The organism is Photobacterium kishitanii, assembly GCF_000613045.3.
GTDB lineage: Bacteria > Pseudomonadota > Gammaproteobacteria > Enterobacterales > Vibrionaceae > Photobacterium > Photobacterium kishitanii.
Genome location: NZ_LN794352.1, coordinates 2272403 through 2298698, shown reverse-complemented (window position 1 = coordinate 2298698; position 26296 = coordinate 2272403). Strand labels below are relative to the sequence as shown.

At 39.9% G+C, this 26296-nt stretch carries 28 protein-coding genes; 21 read left to right on the top strand and 7 right to left on the bottom strand.

Annotated features, from left to right (window positions below; all coding sequences use genetic code 11):
- Positions 1-121 precede the first annotated feature (121 nt).
- The 6 genes from PPBDW_RS10780 to PPBDW_RS10755 form a co-directional block, all read right to left on the bottom strand.
- Complete coding sequence (locus PPBDW_RS10780) at positions 122-1096, bottom strand: alpha-L-glutamate ligase-like protein (RefSeq protein ID WP_036795433.1); 975 nt, start codon at positions 1094-1096, stop codon at positions 122-124.
- Positions 1097-1099: 3 nt separating this feature from the next.
- The gene (locus PPBDW_RS10775; protein ID WP_036795431.1) at positions 1100-2614 is read right to left on the bottom strand and encodes an inactive transglutaminase family protein; all 1515 of its coding nucleotides are present in this window, start codon (positions 2612-2614) and stop codon (positions 1100-1102) included.
- A gap of 14 nt (positions 2615-2628) precedes the next feature.
- Positions 2629-3435: an ATP-dependent zinc protease family protein gene (locus PPBDW_RS10770; protein WP_036795429.1), complete on the bottom strand. Its 807-nt coding sequence runs from the start codon at positions 3433-3435 to the stop codon at positions 2629-2631.
- A gap of 87 nt (positions 3436-3522) precedes the next feature.
- The gene (cmoB, locus tag PPBDW_RS10765; protein ID WP_036795428.1) at positions 3523-4497 is read right to left on the bottom strand and encodes a tRNA 5-methoxyuridine(34)/uridine 5-oxyacetic acid(34) synthase CmoB; all 975 of its coding nucleotides are present in this window, start codon (positions 4495-4497) and stop codon (positions 3523-3525) included.
- Positions 4498-4513: 16 nt separating this feature from the next.
- Positions 4514-5242 (bottom strand): carboxy-S-adenosyl-L-methionine synthase CmoA, encoded by a 729-nt coding sequence (gene cmoA / locus PPBDW_RS10760; protein ID WP_036795427.1) that lies wholly within the window; start codon positions 5240-5242, stop codon positions 4514-4516.
- Positions 5243-5475: 233 nt separating this feature from the next.
- Positions 5476-6363 carry a LysR family transcriptional regulator gene (locus PPBDW_RS10755; protein ID WP_036795426.1) on the bottom strand — a complete coding sequence of 296 codons (888 nt, stop codon included), beginning with the start codon at positions 6361-6363 and terminating at the stop codon, positions 5476-5478.
- A 187-nt stretch (positions 6364-6550) separates the two neighbouring features.
- Here PPBDW_RS10755 and bla point away from each other — a divergent pair, with 187 nt between their 5' ends.
- Positions 6551-7414, top strand: a complete 864-nt coding sequence (bla, locus tag PPBDW_RS10750; RefSeq protein ID WP_036795425.1) for a class A beta-lactamase — start codon at positions 6551-6553, stop codon at positions 7412-7414.
- A gap of 20 nt (positions 7415-7434) precedes the next feature.
- Here the strand turns inward: bla and PPBDW_RS10745 are convergent, their stop codons facing one another.
- Positions 7435-8328 carry a DUF72 domain-containing protein gene (locus PPBDW_RS10745; RefSeq protein ID WP_036795422.1) on the bottom strand — a complete coding sequence of 298 codons (894 nt, stop codon included), beginning with the start codon at positions 8326-8328 and terminating at the stop codon, positions 7435-7437.
- 329 nt (positions 8329-8657) lie between these two features.
- Here PPBDW_RS10745 and aspS point away from each other — a divergent pair, with 329 nt between their 5' ends.
- The 20 genes from aspS (at position 8658) to nadA (ending at position 26194) form a co-directional block, all read left to right on the top strand.
- Entirely contained in the window at positions 8658-10442 is a 1785-nt protein-coding gene (gene aspS, locus PPBDW_RS10740; RefSeq protein ID WP_036795421.1) for an aspartate--tRNA ligase, read from the top strand.
- 203 nt (positions 10443-10645) lie between these two features.
- Complete coding sequence (locus tag PPBDW_RS10735; RefSeq protein ID WP_036795419.1) at positions 10646-11392, top strand: YebC/PmpR family DNA-binding transcriptional regulator; 747 nt, start codon at positions 10646-10648, stop codon at positions 11390-11392.
- A gap of 20 nt (positions 11393-11412) precedes the next feature.
- Positions 11413-11934: a crossover junction endodeoxyribonuclease RuvC gene (ruvC, locus tag PPBDW_RS10730; RefSeq protein ID WP_036795417.1), complete on the top strand. Its 522-nt coding sequence runs from the start codon at positions 11413-11415 to the stop codon at positions 11932-11934.
- A gap of 191 nt (positions 11935-12125) precedes the next feature.
- The gene (ruvA, locus tag PPBDW_RS10725) at positions 12126-12749 is read left to right on the top strand and encodes a Holliday junction branch migration protein RuvA (protein ID WP_036795415.1); all 624 of its coding nucleotides are present in this window, start codon (positions 12126-12128) and stop codon (positions 12747-12749) included.
- A gap of 27 nt (positions 12750-12776) precedes the next feature.
- Positions 12777-13793 carry a Holliday junction branch migration DNA helicase RuvB gene (gene ruvB, locus PPBDW_RS10720; RefSeq protein ID WP_036795413.1) on the top strand — a complete coding sequence of 339 codons (1017 nt, stop codon included), beginning with the start codon at positions 12777-12779 and terminating at the stop codon, positions 13791-13793.
- Between the two features lie 977 nt (positions 13794-14770).
- Entirely contained in the window at positions 14771-16357 is a 1587-nt protein-coding gene (gene cydA, locus PPBDW_RS10715) for a cytochrome ubiquinol oxidase subunit I (RefSeq protein ID WP_036795411.1), read from the top strand.
- An 18-nt stretch (positions 16358-16375) separates the two neighbouring features.
- Positions 16376-17512 carry a cytochrome d ubiquinol oxidase subunit II gene (gene cydB / locus PPBDW_RS10710; RefSeq protein WP_036795410.1) on the top strand — a complete coding sequence of 379 codons (1137 nt, stop codon included), beginning with the start codon at positions 16376-16378 and terminating at the stop codon, positions 17510-17512.
- Positions 17513-17526: 14 nt separating this feature from the next.
- On the top strand, positions 17527-17634 hold the full coding sequence (gene cydX, locus PPBDW_RS10705) for a cytochrome bd-I oxidase subunit CydX (RefSeq protein ID WP_036795409.1): 108 nt from the start codon (positions 17527-17529) through the stop codon (positions 17632-17634).
- Positions 17627-17929: a cyd operon YbgE family protein gene (locus PPBDW_RS10700; protein ID WP_036795408.1), complete on the top strand. Its 303-nt coding sequence runs from the start codon at positions 17627-17629 to the stop codon at positions 17927-17929. The genes cydX and PPBDW_RS10700 overlap by 8 nt, the downstream gene beginning before the upstream one ends.
- Before the next feature lie 272 nt (positions 17930-18201).
- Positions 18202-18606 carry a tol-pal system-associated acyl-CoA thioesterase gene (gene ybgC, locus PPBDW_RS10695; RefSeq protein ID WP_036795407.1) on the top strand — a complete coding sequence of 135 codons (405 nt, stop codon included), beginning with the start codon at positions 18202-18204 and terminating at the stop codon, positions 18604-18606.
- The gene (tolQ, locus tag PPBDW_RS10690) at positions 18607-19293 is read left to right on the top strand and encodes a protein TolQ (RefSeq protein WP_036795405.1); all 687 of its coding nucleotides are present in this window, start codon (positions 18607-18609) and stop codon (positions 19291-19293) included. It begins immediately after the preceding gene.
- Positions 19294-19299: 6 nt separating this feature from the next.
- Entirely contained in the window at positions 19300-19752 is a 453-nt protein-coding gene (tolR, locus tag PPBDW_RS10685) for a protein TolR (protein WP_036795404.1), read from the top strand.
- Between the two features lie 3 nt (positions 19753-19755).
- Positions 19756-20835 (top strand): cell envelope integrity protein TolA, encoded by a 1080-nt coding sequence (gene tolA / locus PPBDW_RS10680; protein WP_036795403.1) that lies wholly within the window; start codon positions 19756-19758, stop codon positions 20833-20835.
- A gap of 72 nt (positions 20836-20907) precedes the next feature.
- On the top strand, positions 20908-22230 hold the full coding sequence (gene tolB, locus PPBDW_RS10675) for a Tol-Pal system beta propeller repeat protein TolB (RefSeq protein WP_036795401.1): 1323 nt from the start codon (positions 20908-20910) through the stop codon (positions 22228-22230).
- A 66-nt stretch (positions 22231-22296) separates the two neighbouring features.
- Positions 22297-22848, top strand: coding sequence for a peptidoglycan-associated lipoprotein Pal (pal, locus tag PPBDW_RS10670; RefSeq protein WP_036795399.1), 552 nt, complete (start codon positions 22297-22299; stop codon positions 22846-22848).
- A 21-nt stretch (positions 22849-22869) separates the two neighbouring features.
- Positions 22870-23598 carry a tol-pal system protein YbgF gene (gene ybgF, locus PPBDW_RS10665; protein ID WP_036795397.1) on the top strand — a complete coding sequence of 243 codons (729 nt, stop codon included), beginning with the start codon at positions 22870-22872 and terminating at the stop codon, positions 23596-23598.
- Between the two features lie 137 nt (positions 23599-23735).
- Entirely contained in the window at positions 23736-24062 is a 327-nt protein-coding gene (locus tag PPBDW_RS10660; protein ID WP_036795395.1) for a hypothetical protein, read from the top strand.
- A gap of 16 nt (positions 24063-24078) precedes the next feature.
- Positions 24079-24399 carry a hypothetical protein gene (locus PPBDW_RS10655; RefSeq protein WP_036795393.1) on the top strand — a complete coding sequence of 107 codons (321 nt, stop codon included), beginning with the start codon at positions 24079-24081 and terminating at the stop codon, positions 24397-24399.
- A gap of 8 nt (positions 24400-24407) precedes the next feature.
- Positions 24408-24785, top strand: a complete 378-nt coding sequence (locus tag PPBDW_RS10650; RefSeq protein WP_036795392.1) for a hypothetical protein — start codon at positions 24408-24410, stop codon at positions 24783-24785.
- Between the two features lie 368 nt (positions 24786-25153).
- The gene (nadA, locus tag PPBDW_RS10645) at positions 25154-26194 is read left to right on the top strand and encodes a quinolinate synthase NadA (RefSeq protein WP_036795391.1); all 1041 of its coding nucleotides are present in this window, start codon (positions 25154-25156) and stop codon (positions 26192-26194) included.
- Positions 26195-26296: the final 102 nt, after the last annotated feature.

The following is a 26296-nucleotide window of genomic DNA, read 5'->3' as shown; positions in this document are numbered from 1 at the left end:
TCTATGTAAGATAAGGTACTTAAGTTATCGGCCATAGTATAGGTAACTTTAATGATTTATTTTAAATAATAAAAAGCCCTGAAGATGTCAGGGCTTGTATTTTGGGCAACGTAATTACAGGTTAAAACTCAGACTTAGCGCCAAACTGATGCGCACAATAGGCAACCCGTTCTTCTGGTGTTGGTGTATGTGCTGTAACACCCATTGCTTCAATATGACGTAAGCGAGGTAATAAACCAGTACCGTTAGCTATTTGAATTGCTAACCCTGGGCGAGCATTAAGCTCTAATACCATTGGACCTTTGGTTTTATCCAATACCATATCTGTACCCATATAGCCCAAACCAGTCATTTCCCACGCACTTGACGCCAGTACTAACAGTTTGTTCCACTCAGGTACTTTGAGCTCACTTAATAGACGATCGGTATCAGGGTGGCGCTCGATCGGTTGGTTAAATTGGACCGCTCGAATGGCTTTACCTGACGCAATGTCGATACCAACACCAACAGCTCCTTGGTGCAAGTTGGCTTTACCATCAGAAGCCGATGTTGAACAACGCATCATTGCCATAACAGGGTAACCCTTAAATACGATAACACGTACATCGGGCACACCTTCATAACTGAAACCATCAAACACATTATCAAACTGAATTAGGTTTTCGACCATGGCAACATCATTTTTACCCCCTAGCGAGAATAATCCCGCCAGAGTATTGGTAATATGGCGCTCAACATCTTGTTGATTGATTTCTGCACCTGATGGTTTGACATAGATTCCATCTTTGTGCTTAACAATCACCAAAATACCTTTACCACCTGAACCTTGTGCGGGTTTTATTACAAATCCCGGCCAATCCTTAACCATATGATGAATATGTTTAACGGTAGCTTGGCTATCAATAACGCCAATCAAATCGGGTACAGTTGCTCCTGCTTGTTGGGCAATAAACTTCGTTTTTAGTTTATCGTCCACAAGAGGATAACGGCTACGATCATTATAACGTCCAATGTAGCTATGGTTACGTTTATTCATGCCCATGATGCCACGTTCACGCAGTTTTTGTGGTGAAGTAAACTGTGAAAATAATGACATAGTTTAGTCCTCAGCGAGCGGCTTAAAGCGACGTAATTCACTTAGGCGATAACCGGTGTAGTTACCTAATATTAAGATCGCTGCTAGAATCAGGAACTGTACACCAATAAAGTTAAACGTTAGGTGACGTACGATTGGTGTCGTCATTGCAAGGTAAATTAACACTGATGTTAACAGTGAACCACCACCTTGAATAAACACTTCTTTTGCACCTTCCTCTTCCCATAGAATCGACATCCGCTCGATAGTCCATGACAAAATGATCATTGGGAAGAAGGTAATTGTTAGACCTTCAATCAGACCAATCTTAAACGCCACTACAGTGAATATCGAAATAATCAATATAACGGTTATTATGACCGCGGATATTCGGGCAACTAAGAGCAGGTTGAGTTTTGATAGATAACTTCGAATAATCAAACCTGTACCGACTATTAGTAAGAAACCAACAATACCTGTGAGTAATTGGGTTTGGACAAACGCTACTGCGATCAATACTGGCATGAAAGTACCAGAGGTTTTTAAACCGATGATCACACGTAAGAACACCACAATTAGCGCACCAATAGGGACCAGCATGATGGTTTTAAACATCGCCTGTTCTTCAAGTGGTAAGCTATGGATTGAGAAGTTCAGTAGATCTTCTGCTTTAATCTTTTCTTGGGTTGCACGTTGTGGCGTGATGTCTTGCGCAATAATAGAGAAACTGATGTTTGAGTTGCGACCACCAACAACATCAAGTAGGGCATTACCTTGTTGATTCCAAATCATCACATTTTCTGGTTTGCCTTGCTCACCAGTAGTCAGATTAAACAGCTGCCAATTTTTATGTTGTTTATCCCACACTTCAACCATAGGTGAAACACTTTGACGACGACGGCCATCTTCAAGCGTTAACCCACTGACAATACGAGAGTGAATATTTTCAAGTGAAAGTAAGCTTGTCACTACGTCTGCTGGTGACATTGTATCAAGCAGTACTGCAGCATTTTGATTCTGCTTATCATGTAATTCACGAATTAACTCACGTGCTAATGTGACATCATCTGCTGATAAGTTACGAGCTTGAGTTAATAATGCTGTTGCCGCTGTTTGTTGTGGGTTACTTAAACTGACCTCAGCAACGTTACCTTTTGGTGGTATCGGCTTATATTCAGCTTGGTCATCAACCAGTAATTGTGTTTTGTAATACAACACTTGTTTACCAATTGCGGTACGAGTAGCCCAATCGGCCTGACGACCATCTTTAGTATTGTGGATCACAACAGAATAATTAGGGGGGGATGAAGTACTTTCATCGATAAGAGTAAAGCCCTGTTGCGTACCTGGAGCTGACATTTTTACTTGTACAGGATCGCCAATAGCATCAAATTGTACTCGTGCTTCAACTTCCCATACTGCCCGCTCTTTGCCTGGGGTCCATGGTACGCCATAAACATCATGGCGGTACATGCTTAATCCTATACCTGAAATAATTAGCAGTGATATAAGAATATAAAAGGGTATTCTAGACGTCATGACATCCTCATCATTTATTTGTTAACTTGGACTGGTTTGGGCTCAGTCTTTCCCTGAACAAATTGTTTACCTACATCAACCAGCGCAATATCTTTAAAGAATTCACGTCCAAGTAAAATAGGGAAATCCATTTTCGTTCTGTCTGCGAGAGTAAATTGCGCTTTTTCGTGTAGATTACCTAAGGTGATCCAAGCTTCGATAACAGGTCGGCGAACCGCTTCTTCAGATGTTGACTGACGAATACGTACCCAGCGGAAAATAGGCGCTTCAATAGTTTCTGGTTTTGCTTTGCTATTCGCTGCAATTTCTTCAGGTGTGTCCATTGCAGAGTCATGACTTAAATTAAAACGAACCCATTCTTTACCATCACGCTCAAATGTTTGTACATCAATCGCATTGAGTGATGATGTAGTCGCACCGGTATCAACACGCGCTTTAAAATGGCTCTTAACTGAGTCAATCCATACCCACTCTTCTTGACCTAAAATGGCTTTACCATTCGCGGTTTTAGAGTCAGTTACAGGTTGCTCAATAGGAACACGAACAATTTGCTTTTCAACAATTACTTTAGGCTGAGTTAGACTCTTATGCTTAAGAAATTTTATATCTTTTGAGATAGATGCTAATTTTCTTTCAAGTTGGCCTATATATTGTTGCTGATTTGCAACGTGCGTAGAAACATTATTGATTTTAGTGTCAATGTGAGTTTCAACATTATTGATAGCTGCTAAAGTTTGTTGGTGATTTTTCTCTAGCGTTGCATTTGAGGTACATCCTGAAAGTATCGCTAGTGCAATTACTGATACGCTAAGACGAAGCATCATATCTCCTATGTGCGTCTGTTTTATATAATAACAACATTAGTTTACATCAAAAAAGGGATGCGCACAGCATCCCTTTGTCAGTCGTTAGTCAGGATTCCTACCCACTAAGATTGCCCGTCTTGGGGCTGGATATCCTTCTATAGTTTTTGAACTATTTTCTTGGTCTAAATATTCTGGGAGGGAATTATTTGTCATCCAGTCTGTTGATCTTTGTTCATCTGTAGTAGTGATATTCTCATCAACAATACGAACGTCAACAAAGCCACATTTCTCCATCCACACTTTTAATGCTTTAGCGGAAGGGAAAAAATAGACATTGTGCATTTGTGCATAACGATGGGTGGGTACCAACACGGTATTTTCATCGCCATCAATGACTAATGTTTCTAAAATAACTTCACCACCGGCACGCAATTGATTTTTTAATTGCAGGATATGATCTAATGGTGAACGGCGGTGATATAGAACTCCCATACTGAATACAGTATCAAAAGCTTTTAACTCAGGTAGCTGCTCAATGCCTAGAGGAAGTAAGTATGCGCGTTCGTCTTGCCCCATTAAACGCTTAATAGCTTCAAACTGAATTAAGAATAGACTCGATGGATCAATACCGACAGTTAACTTGGCACCTTCGCCAAGCATGCGCCACATGTGGTAGCCATTACCACAACCCACATCTAATACACTACGACCTTTTAGTGGTGTAATGTGAGGTAGAACGCGATCCCATTTCCAATCAGAGCGCCATTCAGTATCGATATGAATATCGTGCATAGTGAATGGGCCTTTACGCCAAGGATGAAGTAAACGTAATAGACTTTCTAAACGTTTTTTTTCACCATCGGTAATCGGTACTTCATTACGAACACTGACTTCATTTTTGAGATCAATAATATCTGGCTTGTTGGTAGGGAATTTTTGTAGTGCACGTACCCAACGAGCCATGTCGCCATGTTCTTGCTGTTCCCAATCACTTAATTGTTGTGGCAGCGTATTTAACCATGGACGCAACGTTTCATGTTGAGCGAGAAGCTGATAAAAAGCAGAAAAACTAAACATATTGGAACTGTAAACCTTATTTAATCGCAAACATTGAGCCAAAGTTGAAGCATTGGAACCACACTTCAGAGCTAGAAAAACCAATATCATTGAAACGTTGTTTGTGGGTTTCAATGCTGTCTGGACGCATCACATTTTCAATTGCGCTACGTTTTTGACTGATTTCTAATTCGCTATAACCATTTGCTCGTTTAAAGTCGTGATGAAGATCGATCAGCAGTTCATTGGCTCGTTCATCATCAAAAATGTATTTTTCAGAGAGAATTAATATTCCCCCCGGACGTAAACCGGCATAAATTTTTTCTAATAATGTTTGACGGTCTGCGGGAGCAAGAAATTGGAGCGTAAAATTGAGCACAACCACTGATGCATCATGGATATCGACATGACGAATATCGGCTTCAATCACTTGGACAGGTGTTTCAGAACGGTAAGCATTAACCAATAAGCGGCAGCGTTCAACCATAGCTGCTGAATTATCAATGGCGATAATTTCACAGCCTTCTTGATGAATATGACGACGCATCGATAAAGTGGCAGCGCCAAGTGAACAGCCAAGATCAAACACTTTTGAGTGTGGTTTGGCAAAACGTTCAGCGAGCATACCAATAGCAGAGATGATATTGCTATAACCCGGCACCGAGCGTTGAATCATATCTGGAAAAACTTCAGCAACACGTTCATCAAACGTAAAGTCACCTAGCTTTGCAATTGGCGTAGCAAAAATATTGTCGTGGCTTGCCATTCTCACGAACCTCATCATATATAAAAAATAGGGATCCTACTGGTACTGTGATGGTGTCTTGCAGTAAAGAGCAACCATCAGGTGATCCATCACCTTTGAAAGGTCGCGTATTGTAGAGAAAATAGCATCATTTGTCTTTAATAATTGTTGAAATGCACTGTTAGTTAGGATTGATACTTCATCGTGCTTGATAAGTAAAATGAATGTTGAGTCATGACTATGTTGTGATTCAATCATTCGTTATTGAGTTGGTGTGCTTGTTTTAATAACCAAGATTTAAATGCTATTTGAGCAGGGGTTTGTTTTTTTATATCTAATCGAGTAAGCCAATATCCGCCTTTATTAAGGTAAATATCGAAGGGTTGCACTATTTGTCCTTGTGCTATTTTTTCTTGGAACATAAACGGTGACGCTAGTGCAATACCATGTCCATTTATTGCTGCTTCCATCATCAGCGCGGTTGAATCAAAAGTAATACTTGCAGTGTGTGAACAATGGGCCATTTCTTGCGCTTGATTAAACCATAAACTCCATTCGTTAATATCGTAAGAGCGCAATAATGTGTGTTGTAAGATATCTTGTGGCGCATGTAAGTATGAGGCAATCGTTTTATTGCAAAGAGCGCTAAAGGGGGTATCAAATAAATGCTCAGCAACGGTACAGTGCCAATTACCACGTCCAAAACGAATGGTGTAATCGAGTCCTTCGGCAAATGTATCTGCAATATTATTATTCGTTGAAATTCTCAGTTCAATATGTGGATGTGATTGATAAAAATCACGTAGTTTTGGTAATAACCAATTGATCGCAAATGTGCCGACGACACCAATATTAATGAGTTCTCGATCTGCACCTAATTTTAAATTATCAAGATTGAGGCTAAGGTCAGAAAATACTTTTTCAACGACGGGAAATAATCGAACGCCCTCCATGGTTAGACTTATTCCTCTTGGCATGCGGTTGAACAGTGTGATGCCCAATTTCGATTCTAATCCTTTAACTTGCTGGCTCACTGCTGTTTGGGTTACGCACAATTCCTGAGCAGCTTTGGTAAAGTTTTGGTGTTTTGCGGCTGCAAAAAAAGCCCGTAGTGAATTGAGCGGAAGTTGATTTAAGTTCATGGAGTTCTTATTCGCCAATTAAAGCTGGGTATTTTATCGTGCTACATGTTATTTACGAATATTAATCTGGCGACGGTATCATTATTTTAGCCCAAGAAAATCTTTGGTCTCTGGTTAGAAATGGTATGTTGTGAGTGTTTGGATGACCTCTTAAAATCCTTTACTCATCTTTTTATGGACAAGAACAGTGAAAAAATATTTGGTATGTAGCTTGTTGGCATTGTTTTCTTATACGGCATCAGCAACCGATCTTGAACAGTATTTACGTCATACAGAACAACAGATTCAAGGACAAATTGGGGTAGCGATTATTGATACTCAACAGCATAGTCAGTGGAACTTTAATGGCTCGAACCATTTTCCAATGATGAGTGCCTTTAAAACGTTGGCTTGCGCTAATGTGTTATATGATGTGCAACAACATAAGCTAAGTTTGACCAATAAAATCAAGGTAACCAAAGCTGGTCTTATTAATTGGAATCCCATTACCCAAAATTTTGTTGGTGGTCAAATGTCACTGCAAAGTGTTTGTGGGGCTGCAATGTTTATGAGTGATAATTATGCAGCTAATTTAGTATTGGAGCAGATTGGTGGGCCACAAGGGTTGACCGAATTTTTGCGAACGATTGGTGATAAAAAAACGCGACTTGATCATTTTGAACCTAAGTTAAACTATGTTGAAAAAGGGGCGCTAAATGATACGACCACGCCAATTGCTATGATGAATACCATTAAAAAATTATTAACAGGAAATGTATTAGATAGTGAAAATAAAGCCCAATTACAATTATGGATGACCAATAATATGGTATCTGATGATTTGGCACGAGCAGTGCTACCGAGGGGATGGAAAATCGCTGACCGTAGTGGTGGTGGCGTCAATGGATCACGAACTCTGACGGCAATGGTGTGGAATGAACATCAACAACCATTGTTTATCGGAATATTTATTGCTAATTCAAAGCTTAAAACATTACCGGAACTAAACCGAGTGGTAGCGAGTATCAGCGCAAAAATTTTCAATAAATATAATATTGTTGAGCCACACTGATAGCTCGCGTTAGACTGTGATTATAGAAGTTTAATTTGCTGATCCTGCTGTTGATGTAATGGTAATTCAACATTAGGCAGAGCAATGATTGATGCCATTTGGTGTTGTAAGCTTTTATATAAACGTACCGCCGATTCTGGCGCATGATTATTATCAGGTGAATGAATAAATAAATACGGTTGTTTACCTTCGGCTATCCACAGCGGTAGCCGTTGCAACCAATTTTTAAAAAATGGATCATTGCAGTTGTCATTCGGATGACCAATGAAACGGATCACTGGGTTATTGGCTGTGGCGATAGCATGCACTGGAATCTGCGGTTTTTTACGATGGGCATCAATAACCGCAGGTGTAATTGGAGCGGCAGAAAAGACAGGCCGACTATCCATAATAATACGATTGCTGCGGTGTTTGATTAATAATCGATTTAGGGCTTGTTCTTCTGGACCTTTAGCAAAAAAAGCCGGATGTCTAACTTCAACCCCAGTTGTTAGATGAGCTGGAAATTTGGCTAAAAATTGTGCCAATATTGGCAAAGCGTCAGGACCAAATTGAGCCGGTAACTGAATTTTCCAAATCCCTGTTTTTGGCTCTAATACTTGCATCGTACTTAAAAAATCTGCCACAGCTTGATCGCAATGCCGTAATTGCTGCTGATGAGTGATGGTTTGTGGCAACTTAAAAGTAAAACGAAAATGGTCAGGAGTTGCATCATGCCACTTTTGTACAGTTGTCATACTTGGTGTGGCATAAAATGTAGTATTCCCTTCTACCGTATTAAATACCTCAGCATAACGTGCTAAGCGATCGCCACTTTTACAGCCTTTATCATAAAGGCTATTGATCCAGTGATTATGCGACCACTGGGTGAGCCCTAATCGAAGTGGTGACATTCTAGCTGTAGTTAATGACATGCAAAGCCTCATGGTGATAACCGTTAATTCATGATTACTTTATCGTATTTGTATTTAAAATGCTTAAATTGCCGCAATTAGAAATAATTTCAGTAATGATCTGTTTTGATTGGTTGCTGATAGTACGAATAAACGTGCGGTTAACTTCGCAAACTGAGGCTGTTTGGGTATAATAGCTCGTTATTTTTGCCTCTTGGCCGGCTTGCTATCCAATTTTATGCGTAAATTAGACAGCAAGCGGTCGGGATTGAACCAGTTGTGCTTTGTTAACAGTGAACTGTGACCTGAGTACAAACATGCTAAGTAAATATATAGATTGGGAATTTCTTATGCGCACCCATTATTGTGGACACCTAAATAAGTCCCTTGCAGGACAAACAGTAGATTTATGCGGTTGGGTAAACCGTCGCCGTGATTTGGGCGGTCTTATCTTTATTGATATGCGTGATCGCGAAGGTGTAGTTCAGGTTGTTATTGATCCTGATATGACAGAGATCTTCACACTAGCAAACCAATTACGTAACGAGTTTTGTATTCGTCTAACGGGTGAAGTGCGTGAGCGTCCTGAAAGCCAATGCAATAAAGACATGGCAACGGGTGAAGTTGAAATTTATGCAACTGGCCTTGAAATTATTAACCGTTCAGAAGCGTTACCACTTGATTTCAACCAAAAGAACTCAGAAGAACAACGCCTAAAATACCGTTATTTAGATCTTCGTCGTCCAGAAATGAGCGATCGCATTAAGCTACGTGCTAAAGCATCAAGCTTTGTGCGTCGTTTCCTTGACGACAATGCATTCCTTGATATCGAAACACCAGTACTAACTAAAGCAACACCAGAAGGTGCGCGTGACTACTTAGTACCAAGTCGTGTACATAAAGGTAAATTCTACGCATTACCACAATCACCACAGCTATTTAAGCAGCTGCTAATGATGTCTGGTTTTGATCGTTACTACCAAATCGTTAAATGTTTCCGTGATGAAGATTTACGTGCTGATCGTCAGCCTGAATTTACTCAAATCGATATCGAAACATCATTCATGTCAGCTGATCAAGTACGTGCAACAACTGAAAAAATGATCACAGAAATGTGGAAAGAGCTACTAAATGTAGATCTTGGCGCATTCCCTGTAATGTCATTTGAAGAAGCTGCCCGTCGTTTTGGTTCTGATAAGCCAGATCTACGTAACCCACTAGAGTTAGTAGATGTTGCAGATATTCTTAAAGATGTTGAATTCCAAGTATTCTCAGCACCAGCAAATGATCCTAAAGGTCGCGTTGCTGTGATCCGTGTACCTGGCGGTGCATCTCTAAGCCGTAAACAAATCGATGAGTACACTAAGTTTGTCGGTATTTATGGTGCTAAAGGCTTAGCGTGGATGAAAGTTAACGATCGCGCAGCGGGTTTTGAAGGTGTTCAATCTCCAGTGGCTAAGTTCTTAAACGAAGAAGTTGTTGAGAACTTACTTGAGCGTACTCAAGCAGAATCTGGCGATATCATTCTATTTGGTGCTGATAGCAAGCGTGTTGTTACAGAAGCGATGGGTGCACTTCGTCTTAAATTAGGTGAAGATCTAGAGCTAACTGATAAGTCTGCATGGAAACCACTTTGGGTTGTTGATTTCCCAATGTTTGAAGAAAATGAAGATGGTTCATTGTCTGCAATGCACCACCCATTCACTTCACCATTAAACCTAACGCCAGAAGAATTAGCGGCTAATCCTGCTGATGCATTATCGAATGCGTACGATATGGTTATCAATGGCTACGAAGTTGGTGGCGGTTCAGTTCGTATTCACAACTCAGCAATGCAATCGACAGTGTTTGATATTCTAGGTATCTCTACTGAAGAGCAACGTCTGAAGTTTGGTTTCTTACTAGACGCACTGCAGTTTGGTACACCACCACACGCAGGCCTTGCGTTTGGTCTGGACCGTTTGGTAATGCTTCTTTGTGGTACTGATAACATTCGTGATGTTATTGCATTCCCTAAAACAACAGCAGCGGCATGTCTATTAACGGATGCGCCAAGCCTAGCAAACCCAGCGTCACTAGAAGAGCTTTCTATTGCGGTTAACATTGCTAAGAAAAAAGAACAAGATCAAGAGTAATCTTATCCTGTTTAACTGTCATTTAGCCTAAATAGGATAAATTTTCAGTCTTTCATGAGCCAATCACCTAATACAGGGATTGGCTTTTTTTATAGCTATTAAGATGATTTAGCATCGCTTTGGTAAAAGTCTTTTGTTCGCTTTCATGATTTATTTAGTTTATGTTTTTAGAGGACTAAAAATAATGACAGTAGGAGATCGAGATGGCTGGTCACAGTAAATTTGCTAATATTAAGCACCGTAAAGCGGCACAAGATGCTAAACGCGGTAAGATTTTTACTAAATTAATTCGTGAAATTACGGTTGCGGCCAAAGAAGGAGGAGCTGAAGCCGAAAATAACCCTCGTCTACGTGCAGCAATAGATAAAGCATTATCAAATAATATGACCCGTGACACCATTAATCGAGCTGCAAGTCGTGGTGCTGGTGGAGAGGGGGATGAAGGGGTCGAAACGGTTATTTATGAAGGCTATGGGCCGGCAGGGACTGCGGTGATGGTAGAGTGCATGACTGATAACCGTAATCGTACTGTTTCTGGTGTTCGTCATGCTTTTTCTAAAGCGGGTGGTAATTTAGGTACTGATGGTAGTGTTAGTTATCTTTTTGAAAAGAAAGGTGTTATTTCTTATGCTGCGGGTACAGATGAAGATTCGATGATAGATGTTGCATTAGATAGTGGTGCCGATGATGTTGCGACTAATGATGACAGTTCTATCGATGTTTATACTACGCCTGCTTATTTTGGTGCGGTAAAAGATGCCTTAGATCGAGCTGGTTTTGTCGCCGAAAATGCTGAAGTAACGTTAGTGCCGTCAACCAAAGCTGAACTGGATATAACAACCGCCCCTAAGCTACTACGTTTAATTGATGCATTAGAAGATCTGGATGATGTTCAAGAAGTTTATCATAATGGTGATATGTCTGATGAAGTAGCAGCAGCACTCGAATAAGTGTTTGCTTCGGAATATAAATGTCAATTATTTTAGGTATTGACCCAGGGTCAAGGATCACGGGTTATGGTGTTATTCGTCAAGTAGGACGGAAACTTGAATATTTAGGCAGTGGATGTATTCGTACATCATGCCCTGATATTCCTGGTCGATTAAAACAGATTTATGCAGGGGTTTCTGAGGTTATTACTCAATTTCAACCCGACTGTTTTGCGATTGAGGAAGTGTTTATGGGGAAAAATGCTAGCTCTGCGATTAAGCTTGGACAGGCACGTGGTTGTGCCATTGTTGCAGCTGTTAATGCCGATTTGCCCGTGAGTGAATACGCCGCGCGGTTAATTAAGCAAGCTGTAGTAGGGAACGGTGGTGCAGATAAAGTTCAAGTGCAACATATGGTGTGTTCAGTGCTAAAGCTTGAAGGTAAACCACAAGCCGATGCTGCCGATGCTTTAGCGATTGCTATATGTCACGCTCATACTCATAAAACCCTAATTGCAATGGCAGGAAAAGCGACCAGCGCTCGTCGTGGTCGTTACCGTTAACTGCTCGATGATAGTAATTATGGTTATATAAAAGCAGCTATAGCTGCTTTTTTTATGGATGGAATTTTATTACATGACCGATAGTGGATATTCTGTGGCTGTTTGATCGCGATTACAGATAAAGGGCTGGATATTGATCCAGTAGTTTACTATTCTAGTGCCAATTTACTTTCTATTATAGAGATGATGTTGTGATTGGCCGACTACGCGGAATTGTGATTGAAAAACAGCCACCAGAAGTACTACTTGAAGTGGGCGGTATTGGCTATGAAGTATCTATGCCAATGAGTTGTTTCTATGAGTTACCTGAGTTAGGCCAAGAAGCTATTATTTTTACTCACTTTGTGGTGCGTGAAGATGCACAATTATTGTATGGCTTTAATAAAAAAAGTGAGCGTGAATTGTTCCGTGAGGTCATTAAAGCTAATGGCGTCGGGCCAAAATTAGGCTTAGCTATTTTATCTGCAATGACAGCAAGCCAATTTGTACGTAGCGTAGAATTAGAAGATGTTACTACATTGGTTAAAATCCCCGGAGTTGGTAAGAAAACAGCAGAACGACTAGTGGTTGAGATGAAAGATCGTCTTAAAGGTTGGGGTGAAGGTGATTTATTTACTGCGGCACTAGATACTGCAGCTTCTAATGCGGCAATTCAACATCCAGCGACTCAAGCTCGAGCAGAAGATGAAGCGGTTAGTGCTTTAGTGGCTTTAGGATACAAACCACAAGTAGCTGCTAAAGTTGTATCACAAGTTACTCAACCTGACATGACCAGCGAAGCGATTATTCGTGATGCACTGCGTTCAATGGTGTAATAGCACATCCTATAATAGGTATTTATTATGATTGAAGCCGATAGACTGGTTTCTAGTAATTTCGAGACACCTCGCGAAGATGATATTATTGATCGTGCTATTCGTCCGAAGTTACTGAATGATTATCAAGGCCAAGATCACGTCCGTGATCAAATGGAAATCTTTATTCAAGCGGCGAGATTGCGAAATGAAGCTTTAGATCACCTGTTGATCTTTGGCCCCCCTGGTTTAGGTAAAACTACTTTAGCCAACATTGTTGCTAATGAAATGGGAGTGAGTATTCGTACTACTTCAGGACCTGTGCTTGAAAAAGCGGGAGACTTAGCAGCGCTATTGACCAACCTCGAAGAGAACGATGTATTATTTATTGATGAAATACATCGTTTAAGTCCGCAGGTTGAAGAGATTCTTTACCCAGCAATGGAAGATTACCAATTAGATATTATGATTGGTGAAGGACCTGCTGCGCGTTCGATTAAAATTGATTTACCACCTTTCACTTTAATTGGTGCAACAACACGTGCTGGGTCATTAACTTCACCGTTGCGAGATCGTTTTGGTATTACGCAACGGTTAGAGTATTACAAAGTTGATGATCTTAAAGATATCGTCTCTCGTAGTGCTAGTTACTTAGGTTTATCACTCGAAGAGGGTGGTGCCATGGAAATGGCAATGCGCGCACGTGGAACACCTCGTATTGCCAATCGATTATTACGTCGAGTGCGTGACTATGCCGAAGTAAAAAGTAATGGTCATATTTGTCCTGATATCGCGAATAAAGCGCTTGATATGCTTGATGTAGATAGTAGTGGCTTTGATTATATGGACCGTAAATTATTGATGGCTATTATTGATAAATTTATGGGAGGTCCGGTCGGATTAGATAACCTTGCAGCAGCGATTGGTGAAGAAAAAGATACAATTGAAGATGTACTTGAGCCTTATTTAATTCAGCAAGGTTTTTTACAGCGAACGCCACGTGGGAGAATTGCAACTCATCGTGCTTACCTACATTTCGGTTTGGATATCCCCCAGACTAAATAATCTTGCGGCAGGTTAAAATAATGTAAAGGTGAGGCATTATAGGCCTCACTTTTTTTGCTAATATTTTGAGTTGCGTAAAAGATCACATATTAACACCACAAATAATAGTTATATTAATTAACAATTAATGATTATGTTTAACATGTATTGTGTGGGGTTGAACTTCCTAAATATAACTAATGGTTATTTTGAGGATCACAATATCTCTTTAATAGAGTTTAAAGGATAATTATTATCGTTTACAAAGAAGATAGCGTTAATTTTATTACCACCACCTCGTAAAAATCTCTCCTAAATTAAAATCTATTTTATTAAAAATGAATATTGACTTATATCAATTTAATAAGCGGTATGTTTTGTCTATTTATGGGTCGTGTAATATAAATGGCAGTGATGACTGTTTTTGTTTTTGCTTTTGTTTTTATATATCAATAGCTTAATTGCATTTCAAAACGTTTTTCTTATAAGCATCTGTGTTTATAACGTATTGTTTGGTAGTAACTTTTATTTTTTGCATTAATGATGACGAATTGACTGAATACCATCATCATGTGACACGATAAGAATGGATTATGTAACAATATGTCACCTAATAGCTAAATATTAAGGTGTAACTCTTATAAACTCGGCTCGCTAAACAAAAATGAACTCAACGTTGACTTGCATCAATGATTTGAAGTTCGTTGCTTTGATGAGGTTTTTCCTTGATGGATATCAAGGAAACACTATTAATAAATGCTTTGAAGATCAATGCTGATATCTGTAATATTAGCCTTGACTTTATTAGCTGTAGAATAACAGTAAAACAATATTTTTGGTACAAAACTGCAACAATAGAATGGACGCCATTATCAACATGATAAATGCGATCAGGAAGATCACTAATATTGCAGTTTGTTATCTACGATTGGCTAAGCCCAATAATCGGTACACTGTGTAGTACTGCACCAGTCAGCTGGTGAAAAAAGGAGTTATCAATGTTAACTGATGTCGTCGAACTATCGCGGTTACAGTTTGCTTTAACAGCAATGTATCACTTTTTGTTCGTTCCATTGACTCTAGGTATGGCTTTCTTGCTAGCCATCATGGAGTCGGTTTATGTAATGACCGGCAAGCAAATCTACAAGGACATGACAAAGTTCTGGGGTAAGCTTTTTGCTATTAACTTTGCTCTAGGTGTAGCAACTGGTCTATCCATGGAATTCCAGTTTGGTACAAACTGGGCTTACTATTCTCACTATGTTGGTGATATCTTCGGTGCTCCATTAGCCATCGAAGCACTGATGGCGTTTTTCCTCGAATCCACTTTAGTCGGTATGTTCTTTTTTGGCTGGGACCGTCTATCAAAACGTCAACACCTTACAGTGACATGGTTAGTAGCGTTAGGTTCTAACTTCTCAGCATTGTGGATTCTGATTGCCAACGGTTGGATGCAAAATCCAGTCGGCGCAGATTTCAACTTTGAAACCATGCGTATGGAAATGGTGAGCTTTGCGGACGTTGTGTTTAACCCAGTTGCTCAGGTTAAATTCGTTCACACAGTTGCATCTGGTTACGTATGTGGTGCGATGTTTATCCTTGGCGTAAGTTCATACTACATGCTTAAGGGACGTGATATTGCCTTTGCTCGTCGTTCATTCGCAATCGCAGCGGCATTTGGTCTTGCATCAATTGTTTCTGTAATGATTCTAGGTGATGAGTCTGGTTATGAATTAGGTGATGTTCAGAAAACTAAGCTAGCAGCGATTGAAGCTGAATGGCATACCGAACCTGCTCCTGCGGCATTTACTGCGTTTGGTTTCCCTAACCAAGAAACGATGGAAACAGATTACGCGATTAAGATCCCATATCTAATGGGTATTATTGCTACTCGTTCACTTGATACTCAAGTAACAGGTATTCGTGATCTGAAGAAACAACATGAAGTGCGAATTCATAATGGTATGGTTGCTTACGGATTGCTTGAAAAACTACGAGCAGGCGAAAGAACACCAGCTAACATTGCTGCATTTGATGAAGTAAAAGGCGACTTAGGTTATGGCTTATTATTGAAGCCTTATACTAAGAACGTTGTTGATGCGACACCAGAACAAATTCAACAAGCCGTTGATGACTCTATACCTCGTGTATGGCCGTTATTCTTTAGCTTCCGTATCATGGTTGGTGCTGGTTTCTTAATGTTTGCCATTATTGGTGCTGCATTTGTGCAATCATGCCGTCATAAAATCACAGGTAATAAGTGGGTACTTAAAGCAGCATTGTTTGGTATTCCATTGCCTTGGATTGCGATTGAAGCTGGTTGGTTTGTAGCTGAATATGGTCGTCAGCCATGGGCTGTTGGTGAAATATTACCAGTACATATGGCTGCATCCAATCTTGAGCCATCGCAATTATGGTTCTCGCTAGCCGCGATTATCGGACTTTACACCTTGTTCTTGATTGCCGAAGTGTACTTAATGCTTAAGTTTGCACGTTTAGGTCCAAGTAGCTTGAAGACAGGCCGTTATCACTTTGAACAACAAGATACGGCGCAAGATGTGGTTTCACGTCAGGTTGAAGTGTAAGCAGGGAGAGACAGAATAATGTTTGATTATGAAAGCTTGCGAGTCATCTGGTGGGTATTAATTGGTGTATTATGCATCGGTTTTGCTATCACTGATGGTTTTGATATGGGCGTAGGTATGCTGTCACCAATTATTGGTAAGACAGATAACGAACGTCGTGTAATGATTAACTCAATTGCACCGCACTGGGATGGTAACCAAGTTTGGTTGATCACCGCCGGTGGTGCATTATTTGCAGCATGGCCATTAGTTTACGCCACCGTATTCTCTGGTTTTTATGTAGCAATGATCTTGACCTTGGCTTCACTGTGGTTACGTCCGTTAGGTTTCGATTACCGTTCTAAGCTGACTGATCCAAAATGGCGTAGCTTGTGGGATAAAGCTATCTTTGTTGGTAGTTTTGTACCGCCAGTCATTTTTGGTGTTGCTTTTGGTAACCTGATGCAAGGTGTACCATTTGAAGTAAACGAATTTATGATTACAACCTATAAAGGATCATTCTTTGGGTTACTAAATCCGTTTGCATTACTTTGTGGTGTCGTGAGTCTACTGATGATCATCACTCAAGGCGCAACGTTCCTACAATTGAAAACAACCGATGCGATTCATGCTCGTGCACGTAATGTTGCAGCAATCTCTGCAGTATTAATGGCAGTAGTATTTATTATTGCTGGCTTTGTTTCTCAAGGTATTAACGGTTATGTGATTACATCGCAAGTATTACCAAATGCAGCTTCAGATCCATTAACTAAAGAAGTTGTTCGTCAGGTAGGCGCGTTGTTTATTAACTACCATAACTACCCTATATTATGGATTGCACCAATACTTGCAGTAGCAATGCCATTATTAACAGCGTTATGTTCACGTGCTGACCGTGCTGGTTTTGCGTTCTTGTTCTCAAGCCTAACTGTTGTTGGTGTGGTCTTAACGTTTGGTTTTGCGACATTCCCATTCATTATGCCATCAAGCTTAGATCCACATGTAAGTTTGACTATTTGGGATTCAACATCATCTGAATACACATTACAGATTATGACAGTGGTGGCATTTGTTATGGTACCTGTAATCTTGGCGTACACCTCATGGTGTTACTACAAAATGTTTGGTCGTCTTGATACTAAATATATCGAAGACAACAAGACGTCACTGTACTAAGGAGTAGACGAACTATGTGGTATTTCGCTTGGATTCTCGGTGTTCTACTGGCTTGTTCTTTCGGTATTGTCAATGCATTATGGCTTGAAACGACTGAAAATATGGATAAAGACAGTGAGTAATATAGATCGTGCGGTTAAGCTAATTCATGCACCACTGAGTGTGTTGCCGCTTAAATTATTAGCGATAGTAATGGCGTTGACCGTTACTGGGTTGCTAATGTGGGAGCCTCGACAATTTGCCGAAGATATTGGTGGATTTAGTGCGGGGTTAGCGCCTCTGATGATTTGGGCAACCTGTAGTGCCATGGTCTTTGGTATGGGGTTCGTTCCTCGTCGGTGGTATTTCCAGGTGTTTTTTACGCCTTATATCGCACTACCTGTATTATTGTATATTCTCGGATTACGTTTTTTATAACGTTTAATTTGTAGTACTAAAAAGCCTGTTTCCGTAATGGAACAGGCTTTTTTTATGTGAGTAAATTGTAACCATGATTAACAATTCGTTTTTAATGCATGATAACTGAACAGAATTGTGATTTGATTGTCAGAACCTACTGACAAATTTCATTTTTCAGTTAAATGCTCCCATCTATTAGCTCCACGGTAACTATCCGTGGGTGAGTTAGGGTATAGTAGTATTAAGCGAGATTGTTAGCACCGTGTAGGCATGACGGTTATGGATACCAAATGAAAGAACAAGATATTTTTAAATGGCCAATTACCATTTATTATGAAGATACCGATGTGGGTGGGGTGGTATACCATGCCAATTACTTGAAGTTTTTTGAGCGAGCAAGGACAGAACTACTGCGTTATATTGGCTTAAGTCAGCAACAATTATTTGCTGATAATATGAGCTTTGTGGTACGCAGTATGAATATTGATTTTATTCGCGGTGCAAGACTAGATGATCAGCTTGTTGTTAATACAACTATTCAAAATGTACGTCGTGCATCAATAGAATTTAATCAAGAGCTTGTTAATGACGATAATGTGGTCTTTTGCCGTGCAATTGTAAAAATTGCCTGTATTAATCCAACCATCATGAAACCAATAGCGTTACCTGCACAATTAAAGCCGGAGATCAATTAAGTGAATTCAGAATTAACCATTTTAGACCTTTTTTTACAAGCAAGTTTGTTGGTAAAACTGGTTATGCTTATTTTGCTTGGAATGTCGATTGCTTCTTGGGCAATGATCATTAAACGCTCGCAAGTTTTAAACAGCGCTGAACGTAACGCAGCTCAATTTGAAGATCGCTTTTGGTCTGGTATTGACCTTTCGCAGCTTTATCAAGAAATTCAAGATCGCAAAGAAGAGCTGTCAGGATCTGAGCGAATTTTTTACTCTGGCTTTAAAGAATTTGCACGTTTGCATCGTAGTAATGGTCGAGTGCCTGAAGCGGTAATGGAAGGTACTGGGCGTGCAATGCGAGTGTCATTATCCAAAGAAGTCGATGAGCTAGAAACGAATTTACCGTTTCTTGCTACCGTAGGTTCAATCAGTCCTTATATCGGCCTTTTTGGTACGGTATGGGGCATTATGACTGCATTTATTGCACTTGGTGCGGTAAAACAAGCAACATTGGCCATGGTTGCTCCTGGTATTGCTGAAGCATTAGTAGCAACAGCAATGGGACTTTTTGCTGCGATTCCTGCTGTAATGTTTTATAACCGCCTTACTAATAAAGTGACTAAACTTGAACATACTTATGTAACCTTTATGGAAGAATTTTCAAGCATATTACATCGTCAGGCATTTGCGGCGAATCAGGAGTAATAAGCAATGGCTTATCAACCGAAGAAACGCAAAATGACGGCAGAAATTAATGTCGTCCCTTACATTGATGTTATGTTGGTTTTATTAATTATCTTTATGGTGACAGCGCCGTTTGTTAGCCAAGGGGTAGATGTTGATCTACCTAAAACCCAAACTGCTGAAACAGTTGCGCAATTAAATAAAGATAATAATACTCCGCCAATCATTGTTGAAGTCGATAAAGATGGCAATTTAGGGGTTAGCATTGATAATGCTGATATGGCGCACGGGCTGAGTCTTGATGAGCTAATTGCGCGCGTAAAAGCTGAACTTGCGAGTAATCCAAAAACCTTAGTGATGGTTGGTGGTGATGGACGCACACCTTACGCTAATATTGTCGAAACCTTAGATGCGCTAAGCCATGCTGGGGTAGGATCTGTAGGCTTGATGACTGATCCGTTAGATAAACCCGGAAATTAAGGCATGAAGAAGAGTAATTATTCTAAGTCTGTCGTTATATCGGTGGCCATTCACGCGTTATTAATTGTGCTGCTATTATGGGGAGCTGATTTTACCTTTGATAATAAACAGCCTGTAGGTAATACAATCCAAGCGACCATGGTTGATCCTGCAATGTTGAATCAACAAGCTCAGCAGATTCGGCAACAACGTCAAGCGGCCAAAGAGGCTGAGCAGGCACGCCAAGATCGTTTAGAACAGCAAACAGCAGCCCTTGAAACCCAGCGTAAAGCAGAAGCTGAACGAATACGGCAACTAAAAGCCGATAAGTTGGCGGCTGAAAAACAAACGCGTGAGGCCGAAAAACAACAACAATTACAGCAGCAACAAGCATTAGAAGCTAAAGCAAAGGCAGAGGCTAAAGCGAAGGCAGAGGCTCAAGCAAAGGCAGAGGCTCAAGCAAAGGCAGAGGCTAAAGCGAAGGCAGAGGCTCAAGCAAAGGCAGAGGCTAAAGCGAAGGTAGAGGCTAAAGCGAAGGCAGATGCTCAAGCAAAGGCAGAGGCTAAAGCGAAGGCAGAGGCTAAAGCGAAGGCAGATGCTAAAGCGAAGGCAGATGCTCAAGCAAAGGCAGATGCTCAAGCGAAGGCAGAGGCTAAAGCAAAGGCAGAGGCTAAAGCAAAGGCTGATGCTAAAGCAAAGGCAGAGGCTAAAGCAAAGGCAGAGGCTAAAGCAAAGGCAGAAGCTCAAGCGAAACAAGATGCAGCATTAAATGATATGTTTTCTGGGCTAGAAGCTGAGAATGCACAACGTGGTGGTGCTCGAGGTAAGCATATTGCTGATGAAGTAGCCCGTTATGGTGCTATTTATAAGCAAATGATTCAACAAAATTTATTGGTTGATCAAAGCTTTAAAGGTCAAGAATGTAAGCTAACGTTACGTTTGTCTGCTAATGGTTTAGTGTTAAATGTTTCTCAGTTAGCTGGGAATGATACTCTTTGTCGAGCAGCTAAATCAGCCGTACTGCAAGTGAGTGAGTTTCCAATGCCAGATAATCCTGATGTCGTTAAGCAATTACGGGTTATTAATCTGACTGTTAGTCCATAGAAGTTGTTGAATATTTACTTTATTTTTTGCCACAACAATAGTTGTGGCTTTCGTAACGATAAGGAGCGATTGATGAAACGTTGGATGATAGGTGTTTTTTTTGCCTTACTAAGCGTTAGCCAATGTGCACATGCTGCACTTGATTTAGTCATCACTGATGGTGTTGATTCCGCCCGTCCAATAGGGATAGTACCTTTTGAATGGCAAGGCCAAAATAAATTACCTACCGATATTTCAGCTGTCATTTCTTCTGACTTACAGCGAAGTGGTAAATTTAGCCCACTAGCAAATAATAAGTTACCACAACACCCTTATAACGAAAGCCAAATTAATTACAGTGCGTGGACTAAATTAGGGGTAGATGCGGTTGTAACGGGCAGTATTACTCAAGACGCAGATGGTAATTATGTTATTGATTACCAACTGGTTGATGTCGTTAAAGGCAAACTGAATAGTGATTCGCAAGGTGCTGCGAGTGATTACTTACTTTTAAATAATCGTGCGGTAGTAAAGCCTGATCGAATGCGTCAATATGCGCATCGAATTTCAGATATGATTTATCAAAAACTCACCGGTGAGCGTGGTGCTTTTTTAACCCGTATTGCTTATGTAGATGATAATCAAGGGGCAGAATTTCCATACCAATTACGTGTTGCTGATTATGACGGCTATAACGAACGTGTAGTTTTAAAATCAAAGCAGCCGTTAATGTCGCCAGCTTGGTCTCCTGATGGCAGTAAGTTAGCTTATGTCAGCTTTGAAAATGGCAAAGCTGAAATTTTTGTACTGAATATTTATAAAGGTACTCGTGAACTTATTGCTAATTATCCACGTCATAATGGTTCACCGCAGTTTTCACCTGATGGTACAAAATTAGCGATGGTGTTATCAAAGACGGGTAGCTTACAGATTTATATTAAAGATCTACGGACGAAAGAATTACGTCAAATCACTCATGGTCGAGCTAATAATACTGAAGAAGTTTGGACGCCAGATGGTAAATCAATGTATTTCACTTCAGATCGTGGTGGCCGCCCACAAATTTATCATCTTGATTTAGCTACTGGTGATACTCAACGTGTAACATGGCAGGGTAGTCAAAACATGGGGGCTCAAATCACCCCTGATGGCCGTTTCTTAGTGATGGTTAATCGTTCAGATAGCGGTTATAACATCGCTAAACAAGACTTAAAAAGTGGTGCAGTGCAGATTTTAACAAAAGCAAACTTAGCTGAATCACCAAGTATTGCACCTAACGGTAGCATGATTATTTATAGCTCAGCACAAAATAATAGTTATGAATTGTCTTTGGTATCTATTGATGGTCGATTCCAGGCGCGTTTACCGTCGACAAGTAAACGTGTACGAGCTCCTGCTTGGGGTCCATTCCTATAATAGGATTATAGAACAATAACATACCCAAATAATGGGTATTACTGAATGATAAAGGATGAAAAATAGATGCAACTTAACCGAATTTTAAAAGGCCTAGCGATTGCGCTACCAATGATGACATTGGCAGCATGTAGTTCAACAGACAGTGCTGGTAGTTCAGCTGCGTCTCAAAACCAAAATGGTGGTATAGGTGGCGGTGGTGCTGGTCAAACAACTATCTCGACACCAGTCGATCAAAATGGTGCAATGACTGAACAACAATTGCATGAACAACAAATGCAAAAGTTGCGTCAAGAAGAACAAACAGTGTTCTTTAAATTTGACAATGCTGAAATCCAACCGGAATATCAAAAAATGTTGGAGGCACATGCAGAATATTTACGTAATAACCCAAATGTTAAGGTAATTGTTCAAGGTCATGCTGATGAGCGTGGTACCCCTGAATATAACATTGCACTTGGTGAGCGTCGTGCAACTGCTGTATCTCAATATTTACAGGCTTTAGGTGTACCGGCTAATCAAATGTCGATTGTTAGCTACGGTGAAGAAAAGCCATTATTGTTTGGACATACTGACGCTGATTATGCGAAAAATCGTCGTGCAGTGATCGTATACTAATTAAGATTTAGGTTGATAATTATGAACAGTAACAAAATAATGCGTCAATTTGCATTAGTGTTGCTGGTTGGCGCGGCGACCCAAGTGGTCGCCGCTCCTGCTTCAGCAGCTAATTTACAAACTTTAGAACGTATGCTTGAAGCACAAGGGCAATCGCAATTACAGGTTCAACGTCAGTTAGATCAAATGTCTGCTGATCTTGATAATATTCGTGGCAAAGTAGAGCGTAATAGCTACGATATTAAGCAGATGAAAGAGCGTCAACGGCAATTGTATAATGATGTCGATCAGTTAAGTCGTCAGCCAGTAAAAGCAGCCCCAGCGGCTAAAGAGACCAGTAATACACCGACAGAAGCATATTCTAAAAATATGGGCGAGAATGATGCTTATCAGAATGCGGTGAATTTGATCTTAAAAAAGAAAGACTATCAAGGAGCAACTCAAGCCTTTCAGTCTTTCTTAACTTCTTATCCTGATTCTGTGTATAAGCCAAATGCGAGTTACTGGTTAGGACAGCTCTATTTTGCTCAAAATGACTTATCGCAAGCGGCAAAGAATTTTGAGGTAGTCGCAAGCATCAAAGACTCAAGTAAGCGTGCGGATGCATTATTAAAGCTAGGTGTTATCGCTGAACGTGGTAACGACACAGTAAAAGCTATGTCTTATTATACTCAAGTCGTGAAAGGGTATCCTAATTCAACCAGCGCTAAGCAAGCTCAGTCTGCATTAACTAATTTATCAAAGCACTAAATTTATCGTTATTGATAGATTTAAAGCCTACAGAGATGTGGGCTTTTTTTTTGATGTTTTTTTGGTATGATCACCTTGAAAAATGAGTAGTTTTACTACTTACCTTAAGGTTAATACTATGGATAGTTGGAGTTCTTGTGTTAGATAAAAAAAAGATAGCATTATATTCATTAATTTCTATTTCAGGCTGGATTTTTGCGGCTTATCTGATGTTTATGCATCTACATAATGATCGTACTTTAATTAACGATAAGATAACTGAGAATGCGTACAATATCGTTTCTCAGTCCTTACAAGACAAGAAAACAGACCAAGAAATTGTCGCGCAAATGCAGCTATGGTTTGCCGATGGCTGGACGGCACAGACAGGATCAGTGACTACGATTTGTGATAATGATCGCAGTAAGTTTAAGACGATTTTATCTGATTCTTCAATCACTACTATTTGCCGTTTACATATCTAGTTTTAGGGTGATTAAGATGAATAAGTCAATATCAGCATTATTAGTATTATTGGCGTTATCTGGTTGGATAACAGGTGGAATATTCTCATATTACTCCAAAGTTAATGATGATTATGTAACAAAAATGGCAGGCGAGAATGCGTTTAATATTATCGAGCAATCGTTAAAAAATAATCATACAGAAGCCGATATACTTGCACAGATTCAGAAATGGAAAAAGGATGGTTGGACAGCTCAAACGGGCTCAATTATAACATTGTGTAACCTTGATCCCCAAAAGTTAGTTGATTGGGTAGGTAAAAATAATATAACGAAGATATGCCATCAAGCAGAATAGGTTAGCATATGGATATACCAACATTTATTTTGGTTGTTCTGTTTTGTTGTATAGCAGTTGTCTCTTATCTTTATTTATTACAGGTTTTTTCAGCAAAAGAGCAGCTGCTACAATTTGATGAAAGCACTAAAACAGTGTATTTCAGTGGACAGAAAGTGATTTCTGTTCGAGATGGGAGCGGTAACTATCGTTTCATTAAGTACGTCTTTGATAACGTTGGTAGGCCTATCTCTGTGGCTGAACTCGAAAAAAAAGTGTTTTTTGGTCAGAATGTAAACTTAGTAAAAGTACTGAGTAATACACATTTACCCAAAGAAATTATCACTATTTTTTTTAGTGTTTCTAAAGACAGTCTAACCTTCAAAAATAAAGCCTTTCTCAAATGAGAAAGGCTTTCGGCTTAAATTATAATTATATGCCGTAAGGGCTAGTTTGATGACAGTTATAGACATTCATCAATGTCTCACCTCTTCTACAGGTAGTTAAATCTTTGCTTTAAAAGCGATAAAGTATTATTTAATAGACTAAGGTTTAAAACTGTGATCAATGTCACTATTATTTTTTCTGAGATGTTCTCAGAGGATTCTCAGAATAAAATGACGTAAAATTCACTTTTATGTAGATGTTTTGGGTATTTTATATGCTTTTTGGGTATATGTGTGTATTGGTGCGTGTTTATTTGTTGACGGTGAAATTTCGAAATTCACAGGTATAATAACTAAACATGTAAGGAATGCTGACGAGCAAATGAATAATGAATATTGCATTTGATCCATCGGAAATGGTTTATCCGTTTCCACCTAAACCTGCTGTCTTATCGGATAATGAAAAGCAGGTTTATATTACAAAAATTAAGCAGCTACTACAGGATAATAATGCTGTACTGATTGCTCACTACTACACTGATCCCGAAATTCAGGCCCTAGCTGAAGTAACTGGTGGTTTTGTGGGTGACTCGCTTGAAATGGCACGCTTTGGTAATCAACACCCAGCAACAACCCTGATTGTTTGTGGGGTGAGATTTATGGGTGAATCGGCAAAAATATTAACGCCTGAAAAAAAGGTATTAATGCCGACGTTAGATGCTGAGTGTTCACTCGATCTTGGCTGTCCTGTTGATGCATTTACCACATTCTGTGATGAACACCCTGATCATACGGTAGTCGTTTATGCTAATACTTCTGCTGCAGTTAAAGCACGTGCTGATTGGGTTGTTACATCGAGCATCGCTTTAGAAATTATTGATCATTTAGACAGTGAAGGCCGTAAAATCATTTGGGGGCCAGATCGTCATCTTGGCGGCTATATTCAAAAGCAGACTGGCGCAGAGATGTTATTGTGGCAGGGTGAATGTATTGTACATGATGAGTTTTCAGCGCAAGCACTAAAACAGATGAAACATCTTCATCCAGATGCCGCTATTTTAGTGCATCCTGAGTCACCGGCAAGTGTCGTCGCATTGGCTGATGCGGTTGGATCTACTAGCCAGTTAATCAAAGCTGCAACAACACTGCCGCAAACCAAATTAATCGTGGCAACCGATAAAGGCATTTTCTTTAAGATGCAGCAAATGGTGCCAAATAAAGAATTAATTGAAGCTCCAACTGCGGGGGCTGGCGCAACTTGTCGTAGTTGTGCACATTGTCCGTGGATGGCTATGAATGGATTAAAAGCTATTTATACCGCTTTAGCTGAAGGTGGCCAACAGCATGAAATTTTTGTGGATGAAGCTGTGCGTTTAAAATCACTCATTCCTCTTAATCGAATGCTCGATTTTGCTGCTGAGTTACAGTGAAAGGTAATGCGTAAGTAGTCACTTACTCAATGTAAAAGAAAAGGCGATTAGATCTAATACTATTACTAGTAAAAAGAATCGAGTCGCCTTTTTATTATCGTA